Source organism: Thermotoga sp. SG1 (assembly GCF_002865985.1).
Lineage (GTDB): Bacteria > Thermotogota > Thermotogae > Thermotogales > Thermotogaceae > Thermotoga.
In genome coordinates this window covers 147,496-172,695 of the sequence record NZ_LNDD01000001.1, presented here as the reverse complement: position 1 = coordinate 172,695, position 25,200 = coordinate 147,496, and the positions used below count along the sequence as shown (strand labels likewise).

Annotated in this window: 20 protein-coding genes; 16 read left to right on the top strand and 4 right to left on the bottom strand. The window is 45.1% G+C overall.

The genetic code is table 11. The annotated features are described in order from the left end of the window. Positions 1–20 precede the first annotated feature (20 nt). The 3 genes from fba to AS006_RS00815 are packed head-to-tail and all read left to right on the top strand — an operon-like array spanning position 21 to position 3,256. On the top strand, positions 21–962 hold the full coding sequence (gene fba, locus AS006_RS00825) for a class II fructose-1,6-bisphosphate aldolase (protein WP_101512490.1): 942 nt from the start codon (positions 21–23) through the stop codon (positions 960–962). Between the two features lie 10 nt (positions 963–972). Continuing rightward, the gene (gene ackA / locus AS006_RS00820; protein WP_101512729.1) at positions 973–2,184 is read left to right on the top strand and encodes an acetate kinase; all 1,212 of its coding nucleotides are present in this window, start codon (positions 973–975) and stop codon (positions 2,182–2,184) included. A gap of 16 nt (positions 2,185–2,200) precedes the next feature. Then, positions 2,201–3,256, top strand: a complete 1,056-nt coding sequence (locus AS006_RS00815) for a GntR family transcriptional regulator (RefSeq protein ID WP_101512489.1) — start codon at positions 2,201–2,203, stop codon at positions 3,254–3,256. Between the two features lie 18 nt (positions 3,257–3,274). Here AS006_RS00815 and araA read toward each other — a convergent pair whose 3' ends face one another. Continuing rightward, entirely contained in the window at positions 3,275–4,765 is a 1,491-nt protein-coding gene (araA, locus tag AS006_RS00810; RefSeq protein ID WP_101512488.1) for an L-arabinose isomerase, read from the bottom strand. A 193-nt stretch (positions 4,766–4,958) separates the two neighbouring features. Between araA and AS006_RS00805 the strand changes: the two genes are divergently transcribed. The 7 genes from AS006_RS00805 (at position 4,959) to AS006_RS09535 (ending at position 13,005) form a co-directional block, all read left to right on the top strand. Then, positions 4,959–6,269: a sugar ABC transporter substrate-binding protein gene (locus AS006_RS00805; protein WP_101512487.1), complete on the top strand. Its 1,311-nt coding sequence runs from the start codon at positions 4,959–4,961 to the stop codon at positions 6,267–6,269. Positions 6,270–6,303: 34 nt separating this feature from the next. Beyond that, positions 6,304–7,188 (top strand): carbohydrate ABC transporter permease, encoded by an 885-nt coding sequence (locus tag AS006_RS00800; protein WP_101512486.1) that lies wholly within the window; start codon positions 6,304–6,306, stop codon positions 7,186–7,188. Further along, entirely contained in the window at positions 7,188–8,039 is an 852-nt protein-coding gene (locus AS006_RS00795) for a carbohydrate ABC transporter permease (protein ID WP_199167236.1), read from the top strand. Before AS006_RS00800 ends, AS006_RS00795 begins: the two co-directional genes overlap by 1 nt. Positions 8,040–8,059: 20 nt before the next feature. Next, complete coding sequence (locus AS006_RS00790) at positions 8,060–9,928, top strand: glycoside hydrolase family 127 protein (RefSeq protein WP_101512484.1); 1,869 nt, start codon at positions 8,060–8,062, stop codon at positions 9,926–9,928. Between the two features lie 32 nt (positions 9,929–9,960). Then, on the top strand, positions 9,961–11,214 hold the full coding sequence (locus tag AS006_RS00785; RefSeq protein WP_101512483.1) for a sugar ABC transporter substrate-binding protein: 1,254 nt from the start codon (positions 9,961–9,963) through the stop codon (positions 11,212–11,214). Positions 11,215–11,280: 66 nt separating this feature from the next. Beyond that, positions 11,281–12,165 carry a carbohydrate ABC transporter permease gene (locus AS006_RS00780; RefSeq protein WP_101512482.1) on the top strand — a complete coding sequence of 295 codons (885 nt, stop codon included), beginning with the start codon at positions 11,281–11,283 and terminating at the stop codon, positions 12,163–12,165. A gap of 18 nt (positions 12,166–12,183) precedes the next feature. Beyond that, the gene (locus tag AS006_RS09535; RefSeq protein ID WP_101512481.1) at positions 12,184–13,005 is read left to right on the top strand and encodes a carbohydrate ABC transporter permease; all 822 of its coding nucleotides are present in this window, start codon (positions 12,184–12,186) and stop codon (positions 13,003–13,005) included. 71 nt (positions 13,006–13,076) lie between these two features. On the opposite strand, the gene AS006_RS00770 is transcribed toward AS006_RS09535, so the two are convergent. From AS006_RS00770 to AS006_RS00760, 3 genes are read right to left on the bottom strand one after another with little or no spacing between them, the layout of a single operon-like run. Then, positions 13,077–13,826 (bottom strand): LamG domain-containing protein, encoded by a 750-nt coding sequence (locus AS006_RS00770; protein WP_233185574.1) that lies wholly within the window; start codon positions 13,824–13,826, stop codon positions 13,077–13,079. Between the two features lie 6 nt (positions 13,827–13,832). After that, entirely contained in the window at positions 13,833–14,588 is a 756-nt protein-coding gene (locus tag AS006_RS00765; protein WP_101512480.1) for a LamG domain-containing protein, read from the bottom strand. A gap of 31 nt (positions 14,589–14,619) precedes the next feature. Beyond that, the gene (locus AS006_RS00760; RefSeq protein ID WP_101512479.1) at positions 14,620–16,029 is read right to left on the bottom strand and encodes an arabinan endo-1,5-alpha-L-arabinosidase; all 1,410 of its coding nucleotides are present in this window, start codon (positions 16,027–16,029) and stop codon (positions 14,620–14,622) included. A 250-nt stretch (positions 16,030–16,279) separates the two neighbouring features. Between AS006_RS00760 and AS006_RS00755 the strand changes: the two genes are divergently transcribed. The 6 genes from AS006_RS00755 to AS006_RS00730 are packed head-to-tail and all read left to right on the top strand — an operon-like array spanning position 16,280 to position 25,181. After that, the gene (locus tag AS006_RS00755) at positions 16,280–17,527 is read left to right on the top strand and encodes an extracellular solute-binding protein (RefSeq protein WP_101512478.1); all 1,248 of its coding nucleotides are present in this window, start codon (positions 16,280–16,282) and stop codon (positions 17,525–17,527) included. Between the two features lie 16 nt (positions 17,528–17,543). Beyond that, a complete protein-coding gene (locus AS006_RS00750; protein ID WP_233185573.1) occupies positions 17,544–18,494 on the top strand; it encodes a carbohydrate ABC transporter permease in 951 nt (316 codons plus the stop codon). Position 18,495: 1 nt separating this feature from the next. Then, positions 18,496–19,350: a carbohydrate ABC transporter permease gene (locus AS006_RS00745; RefSeq protein ID WP_101512477.1), complete on the top strand. Its 855-nt coding sequence runs from the start codon at positions 18,496–18,498 to the stop codon at positions 19,348–19,350. Between the two features lie 16 nt (positions 19,351–19,366). Further along, the gene (locus AS006_RS00740) at positions 19,367–21,274 is read left to right on the top strand and encodes an alpha-L-arabinofuranosidase C-terminal domain-containing protein (RefSeq protein ID WP_101512476.1); all 1,908 of its coding nucleotides are present in this window, start codon (positions 19,367–19,369) and stop codon (positions 21,272–21,274) included. Beyond that, positions 21,271–23,712 (top strand): hypothetical protein, encoded by a 2,442-nt coding sequence (locus tag AS006_RS00735; protein WP_233185572.1) that lies wholly within the window; start codon positions 21,271–21,273, stop codon positions 23,710–23,712. The genes AS006_RS00740 and AS006_RS00735 overlap by 4 nt, the downstream gene beginning before the upstream one ends. A gap of 14 nt (positions 23,713–23,726) precedes the next feature. Next, positions 23,727–25,181 carry an alpha-N-arabinofuranosidase gene (locus AS006_RS00730; protein WP_101512475.1) on the top strand — a complete coding sequence of 485 codons (1,455 nt, stop codon included), beginning with the start codon at positions 23,727–23,729 and terminating at the stop codon, positions 25,179–25,181. The last annotated feature ends 19 nt before the right edge of the window (positions 25,182–25,200 follow it).

Below are 25,200 nucleotides of genomic sequence, written 5' to 3'. Positions count from 1 at the left end.
ACCTTGAAGGAGGTGCGATAATGCCCTACGTGAAGAATACAAAAGAGATACTGGATAAGGCCAGCAGGGAAGGTTATGCCATCGGTGCGTTCAACTTCAACAACATGGAGTTCCTTCAGGCGATCCTTGAAGCAGCAGAGGAAGAAAAAGCTCCTGTCATCGTTGCCACATCCGAAGGTGCGATAAAGTACATAGGAAATGGTGACATAGAAACCGGAGCAAAACTCGCCGTTGAGATGGTCAGAACTTACGCGGAGAAACTCTCTGTTCCCGTGGCTCTCCATCTGGACCATGGTAGGGACTTCAACGTAATCATGGCCGCCATAAAGGCCGGTTATTCTTCGGTGATGATAGATGCGTCTCACCTGCCGTTTGAAGAAAATCTCAAAGAAACCAAAAAAATCGTGGAGATCGCTCATGCCGTTGGTATCAGTGTGGAAGCAGAGCTTGGAAAGCTCAAGGGAATAGAGGACAACGTTGTGGAGAAGGAATCCGTCCTCGTTGATCCAGAGGAAGCAAAGATCTTTGTGAAAGAAACAGAGGTGGATTTTCTTGCCCCCGCTATTGGAACAAGTCATGGAGCGTTCAAATTCAAGGGAGAGGCACAACTTGACTTTGAACGACTCAAAAAGGTGAAAGAGTACACTCAGATTCCTCTTGTCCTTCATGGAGCCTCCATGGTTCCACAGGACGTTGTTAAACTGGCAAACGAATACGGTGCGGAACTCTCCGGTGCGAAGGGTGTTCCCGAAGATATGCTGAAAAAGGCCATAGAACTTGGAATCAACAAGATCAACACGGATACCGATTTGAGAATTACTTTCGTTGCTTATCTGAGGAAAGTGCTTTCTGAGGACAAATCGCAGATAGATCCGAGAAAGATCTTCAAACCCGTCTTCGAGCAGGTGAAAGAAATCGTCAAGGAGAGAATCAGAATCTTTGGATCCAGCGGAAAGGCGTGAGGTGAAGGAAATGAAGGTACTCGTGATAAACTCTGGAAGCTCTTCTATAAAATACCAACTCATCGAGATGGATGGGGAAAAAGTCCTGTGCAAAGGTATAGCTGAAAGAATAGGTCTCGAGGGTAGCAGGCTCGTTCATAGGGTAAACGAAGAAAAGCACGTGATAGAAAAAGACCTTCCCGATCACGAAGAAGCGTTGAAACTCGTCCTGAACACCCTGGTTGATGAGAAACTCGGTGTTATAAAAGATCTCGAAGAGATAGATGCCGTTGGGCACAGAGTGGTCCACGGTGGTGAGAAGTTCAAAGAGTCCGTGCTTGTAAACGAAGAGGTGATCAGGGCAATAGAAGAGGTATCACCACTTGCTCCTCTCCACAACCCGGCAAACCTCATGGGAATTAAGGCAGCAATGAAGCTTCTTCCCGGAGTTCCTAATGTTGCGGTCTTTGACACGGCATTTCACCAAACGATCCCTCAAAAGGCTTATCTCTATGCTATCCCCTACGAATACTACGAAAAGTACAGGATCAGACGCTACGGCTTCCACGGAACGAGCCACAGATACGTCTCAAAAAGGGCAGCGGAGATCCTTGGAAGGAAAATGGAAGAACTCAAAATCATCACCTGTCACATAGGAAACGGTGCTTCCATAGCGGCCGTGAAACATGGAAAGTGTGTCGACACTTCCATGGGATTCACACCTCTCGAAGGGCTCGTCATGGGTACAAGATCCGGTGATCTCGATCCAGCCATTCCCTTCTTCATCATGGAAAAAGAAGGTATTTCTCCTCAGGAAATGTACGATATACTGAACAAAAAGAGCGGTGTCTACGGTCTTTCGAAGGGTTTCAGTTCCGACATGAGAGATATCGAAGAGGCCGCTCTGAAGGGAGACGAGTGGTGCAAGCTCATTCTCGACATCTACCACTACAGGATCGCCAAGTACATTGGTGCGTACGCTGCAGCGATGAACGGAGTTGATGCTATAGTCTTCACGGCTGGTGTTGGAGAAAACTCTCCTATAACAAGGGGAGACGTCTGTTCTTATCTGGAGTTCCTTGGAGTAAAACTCGATAAACAAAAGAATGAAGAGACCATAAGAGGAAAAGAAGGTATAATCTCCTCGCCGGATTCTCGTGTGAAGGTTTTGGTCGTTCCGACGAACGAAGAACTCATGATTGCGAGGGACACGAGAGAAATAGTGGAAAATCTCAACAGATAACAAGAGGTGATCCGAGATTCTTCCAAAGTACAGAATCATAGAGAAGTTTCTGATCGAGGAGATAAAATCAGGAAAATACAAGCACGGAGACAAACTTCCCACAGAGAAAGAGTTGATGGAAAGATTCAACGCCAGTCGAGAAACGGTGAGAAAGGCCCTCGAAAGGCTGGTAGTGAAGAACCTGGTCGTCAGAAAGCCAGGACTTGGTACGTTCGTGAACATCGAAAAAAAGAACAAAGTCGTAGGAATCCTCGTTCAGCAAATCACGAGTTACATTTTTCCGTACATAACACTCGGTGCAGAAGAGGTTCTTTTCACCAACGGTTACAAGATGCTTCTTGGAAACGCATCCGAAGATCCACACAAAGAAAGGCAGATCATAAACGAATGGCTTGAAATCGGTGTGGATGGTCTCATAATAGACCCCGTATGCAGTGCCACCAGGCGCTCGAACAGGGATCTAGTAGAGGATATTGTAAGGAGAGGAACAAAGGTTGTTCTTGTGCACACCAACTGGGATATAAAGGGTGCAGGAAGCGTCGTTCTGGACGACTGGTACGGTGGAGAAAAGGCAGCAGAGATCTTTTATCAGTACGGCCACAGAAACGTCGCAGTGTTGTACAAGACGATACACTTACCCAGCGTTGTCAGAGCACAGGCCTTCTTGAAGCGAGGACGGGAACTTGGATTTGAGAAGATCCATGAGAAATCGTTTCATGTGTCTGAGTTCACGGGTATTGTAATGCAAAGCGCGTTTGAGCTTCTTTCGCTTCCCAAGGAACAGCGCCCCACTGCGGTTTTCTGTTACAACGACGCAACAGCTTTGCAGTTCTTTCTTGCGGCCAGAAGAATGGGACTGAAGATACCGGACGATGTCTCTGTCATAGGATTCGACGATGCTCCCATAGGTGACATCAGGGAAATCCTGACCACGTTCGAACATCCAAAGGAGGAAGTTGGAAAGAAGGCTGTTGAAATACTTTTGAAGATGATCGATGGCGAAAAACCTGAAAAGTACGTTTTCAAACCAAAATTGATCATGAGAGAATCCGTCACGTATCCAAAAAAATGAGGGGCAAGAGCCCCTCATTCATCTTTTCAAGATCCCCCAATAGAGTTCGTTCCATCTCAGTTCCTTTTTGAAGTTCTCCAGATCCAGATTTTCATCTATGACAAGATACTCTATCTCCAAAGCTTCCGCCCAGTCGATGAGGTACTCCACATCCACCGCCGTTGAGAAGGCTGTATGATGTGATCCTCCAGCGAGAATCCACGCGGTCGTCGCCCTCTTGAAATCAGGAAGCGGCTTCCACAATACCCTTGCCGTTGGAAGTTTGGGCATTTTTCTTTCTATAGGAACAGACAACACCTTGTTCACAACCAGTCTGAATCTGTTTCCCATGTCAACGATCGATGCGTTTACCGCGGAACCTTCTTGTCCGTCGAAGACAAGGCGTGCGGGATCTGCTTTTCCACCGATACTGAGGGGATGAACCTCTATTCGAGGTTTTTCTTTAGCAATCGTAGGACACACTTCAAGCATGTGTGCCCCAAGTACGAGTTCGTTTCCGGGAGTGAGATGGTAGGTGTAATCTTCCATGAAGGAAGTTCCACCAGGAAGACCCGTTCCCATGACCTTCAGGGCTCTCACAAGCCCCGCTGCTTTCCAGTCTCCCTCAGCACCGAATCCGTATCCTTCTTCCATGAGCCTTTGAACCGCAAGACCTGGAAGTTGTGGAAGATCGTGAAGATCTTCGAAAGTGGTGGTAAAGGCGATGGCGTTCTTCTCTTTCAGAAACTCCCTCAGTGCGATCTCTATCTTTGCTTGCTCTTTTATCGCTTTGAGACTGTATTCGTCCTCTGGCATGATGTACCTTTCTCTGTACTCTTTCAACAATTCTTTCACTTCGTTTTCTGGAACTTCTTTCACCCTTTCGGCGAGTTCTCCAACGCCCCAGGTGTTTATAGACCAACCGAGTTTTATCTGTGCCTCCACCTTGTCTCCCTCGGTGCTGGCAACTTCTCTCATGTTATCGCCGAACCTTACGATCTGACCCGTTCTTCCGTCCTGTATCGCACACGCAACTCTCATCCATTTTGCTATCTTTTCCCTGACCTCTCTGTCTTCCCAGTGTCCCACCACGACCTTCCTTGGAAGTCTCATCCTTGCGTGGATGTATCCGTGTTCTCTGTCACCGTGTGCGGATTGGTTCAGGTTCATGTAGTCCATATCGATCGTATCCCACGGGATCTCCCTGTTGTACTGGGTGTGTAGGTGAAGCAGGGGTTTTTTATTGATGGAAAGCCCTCTTATCCACATCTTCGAAGGTGAGAACGTGTGCATCCACACGATGACACCGGCGCATTTTGGTTCCGCATTTGCCTTTTCGAAGATCTCCCTAATCTCGGCGGAGCTTTTCAAAACGGGTTTCAGAACGATCTTTGAGGGAAAAATGGGGTCATCGTTCAGTGCCTCAACTATCCTGCCTGCCTGCTGCTCTACCTTTTTCAACGTTTCCAGACCGTAAAGATACTGGCTGCCGACAAGAAACCAGAACTCGTATTGCTTGAGATCGATCATTCTCCAACCTCCCTTCTGATGTGTTCATCATCATAGTATAGCACAAAAGTACGTACCTTTATACGTATCCTAACAGAATGACCGGGAAGCAAATGTTAACAAATTGACTGTAGGATGATTCTTTATTGACAGATGTGATATACTTCAACTGGTACGTACCGTTACCAACCATTTTTGAGTGGGGGGGATTGTTATGAAAAGACTTTTCCTGGTGGTCTTCCTCGTTGTAGCAGCCCTCATCTTCTCGGTTAAGATCTCGGTTCTTTGCTCTCCAGACAACGCAGACGCTTTGAAATGGCTCGCACAAGAATTCATGAAGCAAAACCCTGATATCCAGGTGGAGATCGTACCTCTCTCATGGGAAGTGTTGTACCCGAAACTTCTTCAGGATCTCAGATCCCAGGCAGGATCGTTCGATGCGTTCACCTACGATGTCATGACCACAGGAGCAGTTTCTTTTGGTCTGGTAGATCTTGGTGAGTTCATGAAACAGCACCCAGAACTCGTTCCAGAAGATTACGATCTGGACGACTTCATACCGCAGGTTCTGGAAGAATCTGGAAAGTGGCAGGGAAGGCTCATAGGTCTTCCGTTCTACAACAACACGATGCTCTTCTACTACAGAAAAGATCTCTTCGAAGATCCGAAGATAAAACAGGCGTTCAAAGAAAAGTACGGTAGAGAGCTCACACTGCCGACAACCTGGGAGGAAGTGGTAGAGATAGCACAGTTTTTCACCAAGAAATACAACAAGAACTCTCCTACCGAATACGGAATCGCTCTCATGTTCCCAAGAACGCACACTCTTTTCTACATGTACTTGCTGTTCTTTGGAGAGTACAGAAACGCTCCTCTTGGCATCATGAGGCACGGAACCGCCGATCTTGAGTACGGAGAGTACTTCACCGCCGACCACAAACCTGCCTTCAACAGCGAAGAAGGATTGAAAGCCCTCGAGATGATGAAGAAACTCATGCCCTACAGCCCAGATCCGCTCGGTTCTGACTACGGTGAAACGATCGAATACTTCAACCAGGGGCTCGTTGCTATGGTACCCCAGTGGACAGGACCGTACTTGATCTTTAAAAACACGCTTGGAGAAGATAAAGTTGGAATCATTCCTATGCCAGGGCGTTCTGTGAGCGGTCAGTGGGCACTCGGTATCAACAAGTTCATACCCGAAGAAAAGAAGATAGCAGCGTTCAAGTTCATCGTCTTTGCTACCAGCAAATGGGCAGACAAGAACAAATTCTTAAGATTTGCAGTCGCACCGGCCAGGATCTCAACCCTCAAGGATCCAGAAGTGAGAGCAGCCGATCCCAGAGTGCCAGCCCTTGAGGTGACGTACGTCACGCAGACTCACAGACCAAGGATTCCGGAAGAACCAAGACTCGAAGACATCACCGTTGAAACCTTCTCCAAGATCCTCTCCGGAGAACTTCCACTCTCCATGGAAACGTTGAACGATCTTGCAAAGAAGTGGGAAGAGATTCTCGGAAAATAAGGAGGTGAAGAGGGGGCTTCTGCCCCCTTTCCATATGAAACGAAGAATCGTTCCCTGGTTGATGGTCCTTCCTGTTCTTGCTCTCTTTCTTGCGATGACGATATATCCCTTTGGTTTCATGATCTGGGCTTCTTTCAGGGATTACGACCTGTCAAAAAGTGCCGAGACACATTTCATTGGCCTTTCGAATTATTTTCAGATTTTCAGAGATTCAACAGCCATCGAATCTATGAAATTCACTGTCAAACTACTTGCAATCGCTGTTCCACTGGAATTGGTTCTTGGAGTTCTCATTGCTTTTTTGATAAGAGGAGTCAAAGGAGAAAAAATCATCAGATCCTCTCTTCTCATTCCCATGATGATTCCACCAGCCGTTTCCGGTGTTGCCTGGAAAATGCTCTACAACTTCGCGTTTGGACCAGTGAATTGGTTTCTTTCTTTCTTCGGTGTTCCCAAGATCTCGTGGCTCGGTGATCCATTCTACGCGCAACTTGGAATCATAATAATAGACATCTGGCAGTGGACTCCTTTCATCTTCCTCATGATCTATGCTGGTCTTCAATCCATCCCTCAGGATCTCATCGATGCAGCCCGCGTGGATGGTGCTGACTGGGGAAAGGTATTTCTTCATGTGGAGTTTCCCCTTCTAAGGCCTTTGATTCTTGTTGCTCTTGTCCTGAGGATCATCGACTGCCTGAAAACCTTCGATATCGTCTTCATGACCACCTGGGGTGGTCCAGGTTCTGCAACCCACACCTACAGTTTTTACATCTACAAGATTGGGATCTCGTTTGGATGGAACATCGGCTATGCGTCAGCGCTGAGTGTGTTGCTTTTGATCGTAGCCATAGTCCTTGTGAACGTGGTCTTCAGACTTGTGAGGATGAGGCAGCAGTTGGGATTCGGGGGTGAAGAATGATGAAGAAAATCCTTAAAGTTGTAAGATACATCCTCGTTGTTGTTTGTCTGATATTCTTCCTGTTTCCTGTGTACTGGCTTGTTATCACGGCCTTCAAGTCTTCGAACGAGTGGTTCACCATGCCGCCGAAGTTCTTTCCGACAAGGCCCACCCTTTCCAACTTTTTTGGAGCAAAGGAAACGGAGGTGTTCGGTGGTACGACAGGCTCCATTGAGAACATCTTTCCATACCTTAGAAACAGTATCGTTGTCGGTGTTTCCGTGGCCCTCATAGGAACGGTGATCAGTGCCCTTGCTGCTTACGCTATAGCACGCTACAAAGTGGGAGGTCCATTCCTTGCGGAGTGGATCATTTCCATCAGGATGCTACCGCCCATCGTTTCTGCCGTTCCGCTGTACGTGATATTCACAAAGCTGAGACTCATAAACACCTGGTGGGCGCTCATACTTTCCCATCTTGTCATAGTGGTACCCCTTGGTGTGTGGCTTCTCATAAGCTTCTTCAGGGAGATTCCAAGAGAGATAGATGAAGCGGCCTATGTAGACGGTGCCACTCCTTTTCAAGCCTTCTTCTACGTGGTCCTTCCTTTGAGTGCTCCTGGACTTGCGGCGGTTGCCGTTCTCTCACTCATACAGAGCTGGGGAGAGTTCCTCTTAGCCTTGGTTTTAACGAACGACGCACGTGCTCAAACACTTCCCATCTTCCTTGGAAGGTACATCACGGGATGGAGAGTCGCATGGGGACCACTCTCCGCCGCCGGAATAGTCACAATGCTTCCGGTTGTGTTATTCGCCATCATCGCTCAGAGATATCTCATCAGAGGACTCACCTTCGGAGCGGTGAAAGGATAAAAGGCAAAGGAGGTTTGCTCATGTCTAAGATCATCAACGTTTCCAAAAGTCCTTATGCAAAACTCAAAACAGTACCTGTTGGTTCTGTGAGGGTAAATGGATTCATGGGTAAATATTTTGAAACCCTCGTCAACGTCACTCTTCCTACTCAATACGATCTTCTAGAAAGCACAGGAAGACTGGATAACTTCAGGATCGCCTCTGGAAAGATGAAAGGTTCTTACAGAACACTCTTTCCCTTCGATGATACAGATGTTTACAAATGGTCTGAAGCAGTCTCTTTTGCTTTGGCGAACAGAGAAATACCAGAACTGGAGAGGATCCTTGACAGCGTGATAGAAGAGGTAAAAGCAGCACAGGATGAAGACGGCTACCTTGGAACATACCTTTCTGGAGAAAGGAAGAAAGAACGTTGGACGAACCTTGCATGGAACCACGAACTCTACAACGCAGGACACCTGATTCAGGCTGCCGTTGCACACAAAAGGGTAACCAGTAAAGACACACTCTTCAATGCAGCAAAGAGGTTTGCAGATCATATCTACAACACCTTTGGACCTGGAAAGAAGGAAGGAGCACCAGGGCATCCCGAAGTGGAAATGGCACTCGTTGAACTCTACAGGGAGACGGGAGAGAGGAAATATCTGGATCTTGCAAAATACTTCATCTACGCACGTGGAAAAGGGCTCGCCAGTGTACCAAGAAATCCTGGGCCGGAATACTTCATCGATCATAAACCCTTTGTAGAACTGGAAGAGATCACGGGACACGCTGTGAGAGCACTCTATCTTTGCGCTGGTGCCGCCGATCTTTATCTTGAGACAGGTGACAAGAAGATCTGGCAGGCTCTCAACAGGCTCTGGGAAAATTTTGTGACAAAGAAGATGTACATCACAGGGGGTGCTGGTTCAAGGCACGATTGGGAGTCTTTCGGTGAAGAGTACGAACTTTCGAACAAAAGATCGTACGCTGAATCTTGTGCATCGATAGCCAATTTTATGTGGAACTTCAGGATGCTTCTTGCAACAGGCGATGGAAAATTTGCAGATGTGATGGAACAGGTTCTCTACAACGGGCTTCTCTCAGGAATATCCCTCGATGGGAAACATTACTTTTATTTCAATCCACTGGAAGATTTCGGAAGAACAAGAAGACAAAAATGGTTCGACTGTGCATGCTGCCCTCCAAACCTTGCAAGATTCATCGCATCTTTCCCGGGGTACATGTACACCACATCAAGCGATGGAGTGCAGGTCCATCTGTACGAAAAAAGCACAGCAGCGGTGGATTTCAAAGGATCGACCGTGAAGATAGAACAGGAAACGGACTATCCCTGGAGTGGTGAGATAGTTTTAACTATCGAGACCGATATTGAAGAACCATTCTCCGTGCATCTCAGGATCCCTTCCTGGGCAGATGACTTCACTTTGAGGGTGGATGGTAAGGCGCTGGATCTTGAACCGCAGAATGGCTACGTGAAGTTGAGTCGAAATTGGAAAGGAACACACAGGGTAGAACTGTTGCTTCCTATGAAACCAGAACTTCTTGAAGCACATCCGTTTGTGAGGGACGATCTTGGGAAGGTCGCTGTGAGAAGAGGTCCTGTCGTCTACTGTGTCGAACAGGTAGACAATCCTGACTTCCACGTATGGACACTCGTGGTGGATTCGATGGATTTGAGAGAAGAAAAAGGAGAGATACTCGACAGAAAAGCGGTGTTTCTCAAGGGAAAAGGAAGAGCGCTGAGCATTTCTGAATGGGAAGGGAAATTGTACAGAAAGATCTCTGAGCCCAAGGAAAGAGAGGTAGAATTCACCCTTGTTCCCTATCACATGTGGGCAAACAGAAAGCCCGGTGCTATGGCGGTGTGGTTGTTGAGAAAGGTTTAAGGCATCAATATTTCTGGAGGGGGTGTTAACTTATGAAAAGGTTGATTGTGCTTTTAGGTTTACTGGTAGGACTTGTTTTGATGGGATTGGCGGATGAAACCATCGTTATTCGTTACGCTCACTGGAATGCCCTACCACCAGATCCATACAATTATGTGAAGGCTTTTGAAGAAAAGTATCCTAATATCAAGGTAGAGTTCATACAGATACCCGAAGCTGAGTACTCTCAAAAGCTCAGAACCATGGCGCTCGCAGGAAATGCTCCCGATGTTCTTTGCTTGTGGGAGGCAGATCTTGCGGATTTTGCCAGAGCAGGGTGGATAATACCTCTTGATGAGTACGTTAAACAAAGCAAGGAATTGAGCTTGGATGACTTCATTCCAGCAGTTAAAAAGTTGATGGAACTACAAGGACATCTTTACGGTCTGCCATGGTGTTTTGCGACTGAGATAATGTACTACAACAAAGATCTGTTCGATAAAGCAGGCGTGCCGTATCCAAATGAGAACTGGACGTGGAAAGATTTCGAAGAAGCTGCGAAAAAGTTAATAGTTATAAAAGACGGGAAAGTTGTTCAATACGGTTGTGATGCGTTGAGTTTCCAAGGCCTGTGGTACTCGCTGATAGGCACATTCGGGGATAAAATAGTAGACGAGCAAGGAAGATTTGCCATCGGAGAAGGAGCCAGAAAGTTCTTGAATTGGTGGTACGATTTAACGAACAAATACAAAGTAGTAGCATCACCTCAAATTTCTACATCGGGTGTTGTATCCGCTGATCTTTTCATGGCCGGGAAAGCTGCGATGGCCTTCAATGGAAGTTGGATGACATCTGTTTACAAGGACATAACGGACTTCAGCTGGGACGTAGCTCCTATTCCTAAGGGTGTAAGGCAATATTCAACTCTTCATACCGGTTTCTTTGCCATCAATGCTAAAAGCAAAGTAAAAGATGCCGCGTGGAAGTTCATAGAGTTTTGCATGAGTGAAGAAGGGCAGAAACTGATCAATACAGCGTACAGTAATCCATCGGCTCGCCTTTCCATTCTTAAGAAGGGTTACTACAAGGTGGAAGGACCGAAAGGACCTAGAAACTGGAGTGCTATAGAGAAGACGGCAGAATTTGCCGAATGGGGCTACACGTTGTTACCTCCTGGTTTGACCTTTGATCTCGTGAAAGATTTCAACGCTGCTATTCTTGGCCAAATATCCGTTGATGACGTTATCAAGAGAGCAATAGAAAAAGCAAAAGACATCCTGGGTGAGGATAGGGTAGTGGTCCAGTAAATGACCTGCGGGGGCGTCTGCCCCCGATTTGAAAACGTCACTCACGTTACACCAAGGAGGTATACCATGGGAAAAAGAAAAAACGTTATAGCCTATCTTTTTGTGTCTCCATGGATCATAGGTTTCATTCTTTTCACTGGAGGACCTATTTTAGCAGTTATCCTCCTCAGCTTCTGTAAATGGGATTTAATAGCACCTCCAAGGTGGGTTGGTTTAGAGAACTATATCAAGATGTTTCGGAGTGAATCAGAATTCTGGATGGTCCTTAAATTCACACTTTTCTATACGTTACTCTCCGTCATTGTGTCTGTTGGTTGGGCACTCTTTACCGCTCTCCTTTTGAATCAAAAAGTGAAAGGAGTCAGAGTATTCAGTTTCTTCTATTTCGTGCCTGCCGTAGTACCGATGATTGCTTTAACTTTCGCGTTTCAGTTGATTTTCAACAAAGAATTGGGAGTGGTGAATTATCTGTTAACATTAATAAGGATTAGAAATACACCAAACTGGTTGATGGATCCAAATTATGTAACGTGGTTAGTTGCTGTTCTCAACATCTATACTTTCTACACGGGTCAGATGATGCTCATATTTGACAGTGCTTTGAAAGAGGTTCCCAAAGAACTCTACGAAGCGGCAGAGATAGATGGTGCAGGACCTTTAACAAGATTCTTTAGGATCACGTTACCAACGATATCTCCTATCCTCCTTTTCAACCTAGTTACTGCTACGATAAATTCTTTGAGTGCTTCATTCACCCTCATATATCCCCTCACAGGTGGTGGACCGGGGAAGGTCACTCAAGCGATAAGTTTGGATATATACTACAACGCCTTTAAAACTTTCAGATTGGGTTACGCGAGTGCGGAAGCAGTAATACTATTCTGTATTTCCGCGGTAGTGTCTTTATTGATGTTCATTTTGTCGAAAAAATGGGTCTACTACGAAGTCTAATGGGGAGGAATTTACAACATGAAGAGAAGAATGATTGGTTTCCAATATGCTTTGATGATAATTGTTGCTATTATCATGTTCTTTCCTATACTATGGATAATCAGTTCTTCTTTTAAACCGCTTATAGAATTCAGTTCTTATCCTCCAAGGTTGTTTGCCAAAACTTTCACTTTAAAGAATTACCAAGAGGTTCTCACTAACAGTAAGCTTCCTATTTATTTACGAAATACTTTGATACTTATGCTGGGTAATACTGTTGGCACTCTTCTCTCAAGTTCTTTGGTTGCTTATCCCTTGGCACGAATGGATTTTAGAGGAAAGAAATTGATATTTGCTTTGATACTTGCTACCATGATGGTTCCGAGTTATGTCACGATAGTTCCCCAGTACATCCTGTTCAGGTATCTCGGGTGGCTTGATTCTTTCTTACCAATAATAGTTCCTGCCTTTTTTGCTTACCCTTACAACGTATTTCTTTTCAGGCAGTTTTATAGAACAATTCCTCGTGAACTGGACGAAGCAGCCAAGATCGATGGATGTAATGAATGGCAAATTTTCTGGAAGATAATAGTTCCCATTTCCAAACCCATCTTTATAACCATAGGTGTTCTTTCCTCGATATATTGGTGGAACGAGTTCTTCGTTCCCATGGTTTTCATCAATTCAGAGGAATTGAAACCGTTGAGTGTTGGTATATACAGTTTTTCGAGAACAACCTTCATCGTCCGCTGGGACCTAATAATGGCGATGGCGACGATCATGATAATACCACCCATGATACTTTTCTTGCTAGCACGCGAGTACATAACCGCAGGAATAAAGACAACGGGTTTGAAGTAGAACTTGAAGCCTCCAAGAAGGGCTCTAAAAATAGAAAGAAGGCCCCGGTTCCGGGGCCTTTTCGTTGTCTCTTATTTTCCCTGTTCATACAATGCCTTTACTTCTTCCACCGTCAGTGGTCTATCGTAGATCCTGAGTTCATCCATCATTCCTTTGAATGGTGGATCCCAGAAGTTCACCCCCAGTGAAAACACCCCTCCTGGACCCACAGAGAACACATCTGGTACCAATCCATCAGGGTTAGGTTGACCATTGATCTGTATCTTGAGGGGGACTTCTTTTCCATCGATGAACAAACGTGCTTTTCCTTTGTCTACAACTATCACAACGTGGTACCATTTGTCTTTCTCAAGATTGAACGGAGGTATTCCATCAAACCATATGTCTTTTCTATCGTTTCTGGCCCACAGGAGAGTGCCGTTGTTCCAGCCATATGGTACGAAACTCAACCAGTAGAAGTAGTTTTCTTCATCTATGTAGCATCCAAAGAAAGTGGTTGTATGCTGTGTAAATGCTTCGATTTTGAGCCAGAAAGAAACAGAATAATCGTAGTCGGTTATGAGATCGTTTCCAAGAACCACACCTTTTTTTCCATCGAAAACCAGAGCTTGTCCTACCACTCCCTCGTCGAATTTCGGATTTCCAAGTGCTGGAACGTTTATCCTGTTTCCAACAAGGTATCCTTCCTCGAAATTTTCCGTTCTGTCTTTCAGGTCTCCATCGAATGGATAGTAAGCTATCAGACCCTTATTCAGATCTATAGCTGCCCCCAGCGAGAGTACCCATATTGTTAAAACGATCAGAAAAGGTTTCTTCAGCACAGGAAATCACTTCCTCCCATAATTGTAGAGTGTCTTCACCTCGCCAGGGCCCAGGGCTCTATCATATATTCTGAGTTCATCAAACATCCCATCAAATGGGGCGTCCCAATAGTTAGCTCCAAGTGCGAACACTCCTCCTGGTTTCAAACTGAACACATCCGGTAGTTTGCCCGTCAGGTTTTCCTGACCGTTTATTTGAATCTTCGTGAGAACCTGCTCTCCGTTGATGTAAACTCTGACAATACCGTTCAACACGGAAATTGCCACGTGGTACCATTTTCCAGGTTCAATGTTTTTGCTGAGGATACCATCGTACCATACGTTCTGTGCTTCATCTCTTGCCCAGAGCATCGTACCGTTGTTCCAACAGAAGGGAACAAAACTGATCCAGTGGATTTTCAAATTGGTGTCTATATAGGCTCCGAAGAACGTTGTAGTGAATCTTGTGAGTTTGTTAGCGTATACCCAGAAAGCCACTGTGTAGTCGTAATCTCTTATGAGGTCTTCTGGAAGAAGAAGTCCCCTGCTTCCAGGAAGCTTTACAGCCTGTCCAACAACACCGTCAACGAACGTTATCTGTCCCCTACCAACACTTCCTATGGTTCTACCAGTTTTGACAGCCTCTCCAAAGTGACCGGTTATATCTTTCAGACTCCCGTCGAATGGAAAGTAAGCGATCAGGGAAGGATCGTTGTTTGGATCAAAAGCAAAAACCACGCTGAGCATCACTCCTAAAACGAGCAAAAACAATACCCTTTTCATGTTTCACACCTCCATACTTAAGATATTGAGATCATTCCGTCCTTATTCCCCACACGGACACTCCGTGGTTGGAAAGAGCTGTAAAAACCGTTACCCATCTTTTCTCTGAGTAGTGCCATTGTTTCAAAACGACACCTTTATATACAGAGGTAATGCCTCCTTCGTTGATCTCCAGTGTGATGTAGTACCCTTTCTTTTTCCACTTCCCTTCAACAGCTCCCGTTATTGTTCCATCCTGGTTCAGACGAATTCTCACAGGTTGTTTGATATCACTTGTGATTTCTTTTCCGTGGTTTATGAACTGGTACTCTCCTTCAATCTCTTCGACTGGAAGATCAGACGTTTCACCTGCGTAAGGAAAAGGAGACATGACGAACCATCCATCTTCGTTTAGAAAGATCTGATGAACCCTGAGTTGATACGTTTCGCCTCTTCCAGGGAACCTTGTGTGGAAGAAAATGAAGTACTTACCCGTTTCAGGATCGTAATAAGCGGAGTTATGACCGGGAGAGACGTATCCAAATGCTTTGAAGTCGATGGTAGCGGTTTCACTCAAAGTGAAGTTGCCAACAAGTTTGGCTCCATAGTTGGCAATCACTGTCTTGTTTCCCATACAGTTTTCCATGCTTTTTCCCTCGGGGTCGTAGTACGGGCCATCTGGATTTTTAGATCTTGCAACTCTGATGTTGTATCCTCCTCTGTAATCTAGCCCGCCAAAACTCAAAAAGAGATAGTAATAATCTGTTTCTGGACTGTACAGAACGAAGGGGCCTTCCATGGAACTGTGATTTCCTCCTGCAAGTCTTTTTCCATAGCCCTGACCAGGAAGGGGAAGGCCAGTTTGGGGGTCAAGTTTGAGAATGTAGATTCCTCCAAACCACGATCCATAGACCATCCACAGATTTCCTTCTTTGTCATAGAAAACAGCAGGATCCAGCGCGTTTGGATGCTTTCTGGAATCGTACGGTGTTCCATCTTCACTCGGACCATCCACGGAATAAACCTGACCGGATTTCACGATCACCGCGTAATGTTTATATGGACCTTCTACATTATCAGAGACGGCAATTCCTATAGCAGACCTTGGTGAACCGAAGGTTGAGGCACAGTAGTACATGTAGTACCTTCCATCGGAGAGTTGAATAACCTGGGGCGCCCAGATGTCGTTTCTTGTTCTTGCCCAGCTGAGAGCTTCTTTCAATTCTTCATTTATATTGGGTATTATAGGGTTTCTATTGTGTGCACTCGTACTTATTTGGTCCCAGTGCATTAAGTCCTTCGATTTTGCAACCTGAAGGTGTGTACCAAAGACGTAATAAACGTCGTTTACTTTGATAACCGAAGGATCGTGCACTACCGCCCATCGAAATGTAGGTTGGGTTTCAGCGAAAACGAATCCTAGCAGCATTGTGAAAACGATGGAGAAGGCAAGAAACTTCATTGTTATACCTCCCTGAATGATTTTGTACGTACATATATTATATAGAATGTGACATCCAAACGCAAAATGATAAACAAGAATGAAAAAATGAGAAAATGGCGAATAATTATTTCTAATCGATCATAATTGCCTCTAAAAGAAGATATTTCCAAAAATTCCACCTTGAAATGTTTAAAGGAGGAAGGTTATAATTCAGTTGAGATTTGGTACGTACCTATCTTTGAGTATACTTGAATGGAGGTGAACATTCATGAGGAAATTGTTGGTGTTTCTGAGTATCTTGGTTCTTACCCTTCCACTCATGGCAAAGATCCAGATCACGTTCATGACACCTCTTTCTGGAGCCGATGGGGCGTACATGGATCAGATCATTCAAAAGTTCAACGAAACACATCCTGATATCGAGATCGTTCATCTTGTTGTGGGAAGTTCCTTGGAATACAAGCAGAAGCTTGCTACGGGTATTTCCACGAAATCTGCTCCCCAGGTTCTGTTTATTAGGAAGCATGACATGCCGCTGTTCCTTGATCACTTCAGAACCTTCACAAAAGAAGAGCTCCAACAGTGGGGTATCGATATCGATGATATTTATCCCTCTGTCCTTGAAGGACTTGTAACAAAAGACGGTAAGTATTACGGAATACCAATTGACGTCTGGATTTTCTACATGGCTTACAGGAAAGACAATTTCAAAAAGGCTGGTCTTGATCCAGACCTTCCGCTGAAAGAAGGTCCGCTCAATCAGGAGCAGTTTGTGAACGTTCTTAGGGCTCTTAAAAAGGTTACTCCTGAAGGTTCATACCCGTGGTGTGAGTCTCCGAGCTGGGACTGGGAGTTTGTACATCTTCTGTGGCAATTTGGTGGAGATATTCTGACACCTGATTTCAAGAAACCAGCGTTCAAAGAAGCTGGTATAAAAGTGCTCAAGTTCCTTCAGGAACTTCAAAAAGAGGGATTGTATCCTGATCAGCCAATCGATCCCGGTCCGACTTTCGAATCTGGCGCAGGGTCCATTTTGATAACCGGTATCTGGACGATCAATCCATGGCGTGAATTGTTAGGAGACGACTTTGGTTATGCTCCAGCTCCACAACTTGGTACGGTTAAATCCGTGTTCGGTGGATCGCATGTGATAGCTCTTCCCAAAGTGATGGTGGAAGACGAAGAAACCTTCAATGCTGTGATGACGTGGGTGAAGTACCTGTGGGACCATGCGATCGAATGGTATGCAGCGGGACAAACACCTGCAAGAAAATCCATAGCTCAGAGCGAAGAGTTCAAGGAGAAATTCCCACACCTGTACGTTGCGGCTCAGCAGGTATCTTATGTTAAAACCTTCCAGATGTTCCCGTACATAGCCGAGATCCTTGCCGAGATAGTGCCATATATTGAAGAAGTGCTTATCAACAAGAGTATGACACCTGAAGAAGCAATGGAGGAAGCAGAAATAGTTGCTCAGGAAATAATCGACGACTACTGGGCAACTGTTGGAGAGTAAGTGGTGGAGGGATAAAATGACAATGACTGAAAAAAGAGAGGTACTCACAGAGAAGCAAATGAAGAAAATGAAATTAAAACGTGTTTTGAAAAGAGAATTGGGAGCGTGGGGGTTTCTGCTCCCCCACTTCTTTTTCTTCGTCCTTTTCATCGTTATTCCAGTTGTTTACGGTTTTATAATGAGTTTCTACAGATGGAGTCTACTGGGAACAACTCGATTCATAGGATTAGACAATTACGTGAGAATCTGGAACGATTCTAGGTTCTGGCAGTCGGTCAAAAACACTGTAATGTTTGCGATCATCAGTATACCACTCGTCATGGGGGTTTCTATGATATTTGCGCTTCTTCTAAAGGAAAAATGGTACGGCAAGTTGTGGCTTCTTGTTGCTTTCGTTTCACCGACATTTTTCAGTTCAGTTGGTGTTTTGACAACATGGAGGTGGATCTTTTCATCCGCTCCGAATGGTCTTTTGAATTACTATCTAACCAAGATAGGTCTTCTCAAACAACCAATTTCGTGGTTCGAAACATCAGCCCGTGCATGGGCATGTATCATTGGTGTTACCATCTGGTGGATCATTGGTTTTAGTGTCTTGCTCTATCTTGGAGCTCTTCAGAGGATTCCTCCTGAACAATACGAAGCGGCAAAGATCGATGGAGCAGGGCCATGGGCACGTTTCATCTACATAACACTTCCGTGGATGAGAAATGTTCTATTTTTCGATGTTGTGAGACAGGTTCTTCTGGCTTTCGGTTTGTTTGACCAGGTGTACTTCTTTACTGGTGGAGGACCGGCAGGTAGTACAAGAACCATGGTTTATTACCTCTACATGGTGGGTTTTGAAAGACAGCAGCTTGGGCGTGCCGCTGCTATTTCCTGGTACATGTTCATCATTATTTTCGGTTTTGCACTCATAAACCTTTTCATTTTGACCAGATCGATCCGTGGAGCGGAGGGAGAATAAGATGTCGAAAAGAAAAGGAAAAATAATGAGGGTTGTCATTTCTGTAGCATTGTGGCTTTTTGCAGCTCTCTGGTATGTTCCCATCTTTTGGATGTTCTCCACATCTTTGAAAGAATCAATTACGGCAACTTCTGAGTATCCCCCAAAATGGATACCAGACAATCCTACACTGGACAACTACAAAAGAATCTTCGCACCTGCAAGTGGTATCAGTGTTTCGAGGGGAATAGTTAACAGTTTGATCGTTTCCATACTTGGAACAATAGCAGGACTTGTTGTAGCAATTCCAGCGGCCTATGCACTCTCCAGGTTGAAGTTCAAGGGGAAAAAAGCTGTATTTTGGAGTTATGTAGCAGTTTTGGCCTTTCCTGGAATCATCTTCTTGATACCTCACTATTTCATCATCTATCGTTTAGGCCTCATGGATACGTTGGCTGCTCTTATTCTTCCGGGTCTTGGGGGGACTTTTGGGGTCTTTCTTCTAAGACAGTATATGCTCGGTATACCCAGAGAGTTAGAGGATGCTGCCTGGATAGATGGTTGTTCAAAACTCAGGTTTCTTGTGACCATAGTGATACCCTATATCAGGCCTGCTTTGATCGTTCTGGGATTGATGTCTTTTCTAGGATATTGGAACAGTTTTCTCTGGCCTCTCCTTGTTCTATCCTCACCTGAAAAGTTCACCCTTCCAATAGCTCTTGTGCGATTCAATGCAGGATGGGGAGATCCTTACAGAGGAATAGGAACGCTCATGGCCGGTGCTTTCATTTCCGTAGCACCCGTTCTTGTGATATTCATCGTCTTCAGGAAGTATCTCATGCAAGGAATCTACCTGGGATCCGTTGGAAAAGAGTGATCTGTGAGGTGGGAAGATGAAAAAGTTTGTCTTTATTCTGCTTCTTTTGGTTTCAATATCTCTTCTTGGGGAAGTCCAGCATGTTCTGACAATCGACTTTTCTCAGCAGGGACCAAGAATTCCAGAAACGCTCCATGGAATATTCTTCGAGGACATAAATCACGCAGTCGATGGTGGACTTTACGTGGAACTTGTAAGAAATAGATCGTTCGAACAAGAAACTAGAAGGTATGAGGGGTGGAGGGTCGAAAGAGGAGATTTTGTGAGATCTTCAATAGAAGAAACATATCCTCTCAACGAAAACAACACTCGTTACCTTGAGATGAGATTTTCCGAAACCGATAGAGCAACTCTCACGAATCTGGGCTACGGTGGAATCGCAGTGTTTCAAGGTCAGGAATACACTTTCTCCACTTATCTCAGTGGAGGTTTCTCTGGAACGATCACGGTGATGATCGTTGACGATGATGAAATTCTTGCTTCAGGAAGAATCTTGCTTCAACAACCTGTTGGTGACTGGAAAAAATACACGTTGGACCTTGTTCCCACAAAGACATCCACCAACTCGGAACTTTCGATCGTTATTCTGGGTAAGGGAATTCTCAGAATCGATATGGTCTCTCTGATGCCGAAAGACAACTGGAACGGTATGAGAAAAGACCTTGTAAAGATGATTGAAGAGTTGAAACCGGGTTTCATGAGGTTTCCAGGTGGATGTTTGGTTCAGGGAAATACTTTGGAGAATGCCTACCGATGGAAGGAGAGTATCGGACCGATTGAGCAAAGAAAAACGAAATGGAATTTCTGGGGATACTATCAAACACTTGGCATCGGCTTTTACGAATATCTCCTCCTCTGCGAAAAACTGGGAGCAGAACCTGTTCCCATATTCAATCCTGGAATATCTTTTCAGATAGAATCTCCAGAATACGCTTCTGAAGAGGAACTTAAAGAATGGATACAGGATGTTCTGGACTTCCTCGAGTTTGCCAACGGTGCAACAGACACGTACTGGGGTGGAGTTAGAGCATCTCTTGGACATCCAGAACCTTTCAACGTGAAATACATCGGTGTTGGTAACGAAAACTGGGGCCCAAGGTACTGGGAGAATTTCGAAAGGTTCAGAAGAGCGATCAAAGAAAAATATCCCAACGTGAAGATCATTTTCAGTGGCCCGCCGTCTTATGAAGGAACCGACTTCAGACAGGCGTGGCGCTGGGCAAGGGAAAACAACGTGGAGATCTTCGACGAGCACATCTACGCCTCCCCGGAGTGGATGCTGGCGAACACCGACAGATACGACAAATACGATAGAAACGGTCCAAAGGTGATGCTCGGAGAGTATGCAGCGCATACAGATAGAAGAAGGAACAACTGGCAGGCGGCACTCGCTGAGGCAGCTTTTCTTACGGGTGTTGAAAGAAATTCCGATGTTGTTATAATGGCTTCTTACGCTCCTTTGTTCAACAGGGTGGGTTGGTCACAATGGGTACCAGATTTGATATGGTTCGATAACTACAGAGTCTTTGGCACACCGAGTTACTACGTTCAGAAGATCTTCGCTGAAAACAAAGGTGATGTGGTGGTTTACTCTGAGCTCACCAACGAAGAGTACAGGATGTTCGGCTATAGATACAAGTATCTCTACCAGGTGGTGACGTACGATGAAAAATCCCAAGAACTGATTATAAAAATTGTCAACCCTTGGTCGGAGGATAGATCTGTGAGAGTAGATGTTCGGGGGATAACTCTCGATGGGACTGGAAAAGAGATAACATTAAAAGGCGATCCAAAAGATGAAAACAACTTTGATGAACTCAGAATTGTTCCAGAAGAAAAAATAATAACCGGTCTCAAAAATTCCTTCGAATACACCTTCAAAGCCCATTCGGTGACCGTCTTGAAACTGAAGGTGGAAGAATGAGGTGGATTGTGATGATTCTTTGTTTCTCCACATTAGTTCTGGGAAACGAATTTGTCTTCGATCTCTCTTGGACTAGCGGACCTCTTGGTCTTGGAGCAGTGGGTGCTCACTACGCTCTATCTGAACCGGACGTTCCATCCGTTATCTCGCTGATCCCCATAAAGGTGAAAACGGTGAACCAGAAACCACCAAAAGGGCTCCAGCATCCCGGTGCCGATGCTTTCAGGGTTATGGAAAGTTTTGTAAAGGCAGGAGGGAGTTATCTTCAGGTTTATCTTCAGGATATCTATCTACACTGGCCATACGAAAAGAATCCAGATAACAACAGAGACTACGTTCCAGATGACTATCTAGAGAAGGTGAGAAAGTCTGTTCAGATCATGGAAACTCTGCCCTACAAAGACAGAATCGTCTACGTTCCCTTCAACGAGCCCGATGCGATCTGGTACGGAGGGTTGTTCTGGTCCACCAAGAGGATGAAAGAGTTTTTCACAGCATGGAAGACTGTCTACAATGAAATAAAAAAGATCGCGCCGGACGCGAAAATAGCAGGACCGAACACGACCACCTACAATCCAAGGTTCTTGAAGAAATTCCTTGAATTCTGTTTGCAAGAAAACTGTCTACCCGATCTGATAACCTGGCATGAACTGAATCTCATGGACGTAGAAGCAGGTCATGCCTACTACCAGAATTTCCGAAAGATCGAAGAAGAACTAGGAATAGGACCACTACCAATCTGTATCAATGAGTACGCTCTAGGAAAAGAACTCTCTGTTCCTGGAAGACTCGTAAAATGGCTTGCCAGGCTGGAACAATCGAGAACAGATGGATGCCTTGCGTACTGGCATGCTGCGGGGAACTTCTCTGGACTTGTTGAAGGAAACGTTCCAAACGGTGCGTGGTGGTTGTTCAGAGAATATGTGAACATGTCAGGAGAACTTGTTGCAGCGTCACCGAGTTATATGTCTGTTTCTACACTGGCTGTGTACGATCGAGATAGAAAGGCACTGAAGGTTCTTCTTGGTGGAGACGATCAAAAAGAATGCACTCTCACGTTCAAAAACGTTCCTTTTGAAAAAGAAGCCTACTACGAAGTCTGGGAAATCGAGTGGTCTGGTTATACGGGAATTTATACTTCTCCAGATCTTCTGTTAAAAGGCATCACAAAAGTTCAAGATGGTGTGTTATCTCTTACATTGCGCGATTTGAGTGAGATGTCTGCTTATCTTGTGATTGTGAAAGAAAATGAGGACAATCGATCTGTGTATCAACCCGTGTGGAAGTGGAGAAAAGAAGCAGAAGAAACTATCCTTGAAAACTGCACAGTGGAAATCCACGGAGGTGGAAACAACCCGCCTTACTCCGGAGAAAAGATTGTGTTCCTTGACAATCCAAAGAGTACTCTTTCTTTCGATGTTGAGGTGCCAGAAAGTGGTCAGTATCTTCTTGAGATATGGTACGTAAATGGAAGCAAAAAAACGGTGGAGTATGGAATGACGATCGACAACAAAGCTTTTGAGTTGGTTTTCCCACCCACGTTATCTGGTAGTTATGTCGGAAAGACAGAAATGACGATCCATCTTGAGAAAGGAGCGCACGCTATAGAGATATTCAAGAAAGACAACTCACCGAGTGTCGGCATAGATCGCGTAGGTTTGAGAATCTATTCAGGAGAAAAGAAGATTTTGATAGGAGACCATTTGGTGTCAACGGATGGTGTTTTCGACGGCAATAAAACCGTCCTGGAAAAAGGCAAAGAACTTGAGTTCTTTGTTGTTGTGAAGGAAGACGGTTATTATTCAGTGAAGATGAATGGAGAAAATCTTAATCAATTTGAACTAGTAATCAACCGATCCGCAAGGAGGCATGTAACTGGCAATCAGTTCACCGTGTTCCTTCAGAAGGGAGTGAATCTGATAAAATTGAAGAACTTTTCCGAAAAAGCGATAGTACTGAATTCTGCTGAACTGATGAAGACGGATATCGACATTGGAACCTACGAAACGGAAGAAGGAAATCTTGCAGGAAACGTCCGGGTAGAAAGATCGGACTTTGCTTCATCTGGAAAATTCGTCACCGGGATAGGAAGAGGAAAAGAAAACGCTCTTGAGATGAGGTTCTCTGTACCCAAGGATGGTTATTACTCCTTTGTGATTCGCTACAGCAACGAAGAGACACTGGGAACTCACGCTTACAACCTCAACGTGGTTGATAGATACTGCAAACTGATCATCGATGGAGAAGAAAAAGATCTCTTTTTCAGGTACACAGGCGGAATTGATGGTTTTTCCACAAATGTTCTTTACCTTTATCTGAAAGAAGGAGAGCACACCATAAGATTTGAAAATCCAAACACTGAGGTTTCACCAGCAACTGTTTCTGTATTTGGACCAAATGTTGACTGTGTTTCAATAACACCAACCTTTATGGAGTGAGGAGGGAAAGGAGTATGTCCTACAAGATCATTGTTGATCCAAAGAAAGTAGTCAAGCCGATCAGCAGGCACATCTACGGTCATTTCACGGAGCATTTGGGAAGATGTATCTATGGAGGAATCTACGAAGAAGGTTCACCGCTCTCCGATGAGAGGGGTTTTAGAAAAGACGTTTTAGAAGCGGTGAAGAAGATAAAAGTTCCGAACTTGAGATGGCCAGGTGGAAACTTCGCATCGAACTACCACTGGGAAGATGGTATCGGTCCCAAGGACGAAAGACCTGTCAGGTTCGATCTTGCGTGGCAACAAGAAGAACCAAACAGGTTCGGAACGGATGAGTTCATCGAGTACTGTCGTGAGATAGGAGCAGAGCCCTACATATGTATCAACATGGGAACTGGAACACTCGATGAGGCCCTTCACTGGCTCGAGTACTGTAACGGAAAGGGTAACACCTACTACGCCCAACTCAGAAGAAAATATGGTCACCCAGAGCCCTACAACGTGAAGTTCTGGGGAATAGGAAACGAGATGTGGGGAGAGTGGCAGGTAGGTCACATGACGGCAGATGAGTATGCAAGAGCAGCCAAAGAATACACCAAGTGGATGAAAGTGTTCGATCCGACCATCAAGGCTATCGCCGTTGGTTGTGATGATCCTATCTGGAATTTGAAGGTTCTTCAAGAGGCGGGTGACGTTATCGATTACATTTCCTATCACTTCTACACGGGATCTGACGACTATTACGAGACCGTTTCTACCGTTTATCTTCTCAAGGAAAGACTCATCGGGGTGAAGAAACTCATCGACACGGTTGAGGTTGCAAGAAAAAGGGGAGTGAAGATCGCTCTGGACGAGTGGAACGTGTGGTACAGAGTATCTGACAACAAGCTCGAAGAACCTTACGATCTCAAAGATGGCATCTTCGCGTGTGGAGTTCTTGTGCTTCTTCAGAAGATGAGTGACATTGTGCCGCTTGCCAATCTTGCTCAACTTGTGAACGCACTCGGAGCCATACACACCGAAAAGGATGGTCTCGTTCTCACACCTGTCTACAAGGCCTTCGAACTCATCGTGAATCACTCCGGAGAAAAACTCGTCAAGACCCACGTTGAATCGGAGACTTACAGCATAGAAGGTGTCATGTTCATCAACAAGATGCCCTTCTCTGTGGAGAACGCTCCTTTCCTAGATGCCGCTGCCTCCATCTCAGAAGATGGCAAGAAACTCTTCATAGCTGTTTTGAACTACAAAAAAGAGGACGCATTGAAGGTACCGATCAGAGTCGAAGGTTTGGGACAAAAGAAGGCGACAGTCTACACACTCACAGGACCGGATGTGAACGCAAGGAACACCATGGAAAATCCCAACGTTGTTGACATTACCTCTGAAACCATCACCGTCGACACTGAGTTTGAATATACCTTTAAACCTTTCTCTTGCAGTGTGATCGAGGTAGAATTGGAGTAAAGAAAACCACTTTCAGGGG

Bases quoted from the DNA above. Each gene is read 5' to 3' on its own strand.
- fba (WP_101512490.1), top strand. From the start codon at position 21: ATGCCCTACGTGAAGAATACAAAAGAGATACTGGATAAGGCCAGCAGG.
- ackA (WP_101512729.1), top strand. From the start codon at position 973: ATGAAGGTACTCGTGATAAACTCTGGAAGCTCTTCTATAAAATACCAA.
- araA (WP_101512488.1), bottom strand. From the start codon at position 4,765: ATGATCGATCTCAAGCAATACGAGTTCTGGTTTCTTGTCGGCAGCCAG.
- AS006_RS00805 (WP_101512487.1), top strand. From the start codon at position 4,959: ATGAAAAGACTTTTCCTGGTGGTCTTCCTCGTTGTAGCAGCCCTCATC.
- AS006_RS00800 (WP_101512486.1), top strand. From the start codon at position 6,304: ATGAAACGAAGAATCGTTCCCTGGTTGATGGTCCTTCCTGTTCTTGCT.
- AS006_RS00795 (WP_199167236.1), top strand. From the start codon at position 7,188: ATGAAGAAAATCCTTAAAGTTGTAAGATACATCCTCGTTGTTGTTTGT.
- AS006_RS00790 (WP_101512484.1), top strand. From the start codon at position 8,060: ATGTCTAAGATCATCAACGTTTCCAAAAGTCCTTATGCAAAACTCAAA.
- AS006_RS00785 (WP_101512483.1), top strand. From the start codon at position 9,961: ATGAAAAGGTTGATTGTGCTTTTAGGTTTACTGGTAGGACTTGTTTTG.
- AS006_RS00780 (WP_101512482.1), top strand. From the start codon at position 11,281: ATGGGAAAAAGAAAAAACGTTATAGCCTATCTTTTTGTGTCTCCATGG.
- AS006_RS09535 (WP_101512481.1), top strand. From the start codon at position 12,184: ATGAAGAGAAGAATGATTGGTTTCCAATATGCTTTGATGATAATTGTT.
- AS006_RS00765 (WP_101512480.1), bottom strand. From the start codon at position 14,588: ATGAAAAGGGTATTGTTTTTGCTCGTTTTAGGAGTGATGCTCAGCGTG.
- AS006_RS00760 (WP_101512479.1), bottom strand. From the start codon at position 16,029: ATGAAGTTTCTTGCCTTCTCCATCGTTTTCACAATGCTGCTAGGATTC.
- AS006_RS00755 (WP_101512478.1), top strand. From the start codon at position 16,280: ATGAGGAAATTGTTGGTGTTTCTGAGTATCTTGGTTCTTACCCTTCCA.
- AS006_RS00750 (WP_233185573.1), top strand. From the start codon at position 17,544: ATGACAATGACTGAAAAAAGAGAGGTACTCACAGAGAAGCAAATGAAG.
- AS006_RS00745 (WP_101512477.1), top strand. From the start codon at position 18,496: ATGTCGAAAAGAAAAGGAAAAATAATGAGGGTTGTCATTTCTGTAGCA.
- AS006_RS00740 (WP_101512476.1), top strand. From the start codon at position 19,367: ATGAAAAAGTTTGTCTTTATTCTGCTTCTTTTGGTTTCAATATCTCTT.
- AS006_RS00735 (WP_233185572.1), top strand. From the start codon at position 21,271: ATGAGGTGGATTGTGATGATTCTTTGTTTCTCCACATTAGTTCTGGGA.
- AS006_RS00730 (WP_101512475.1), top strand. From the start codon at position 23,727: ATGTCCTACAAGATCATTGTTGATCCAAAGAAAGTAGTCAAGCCGATC.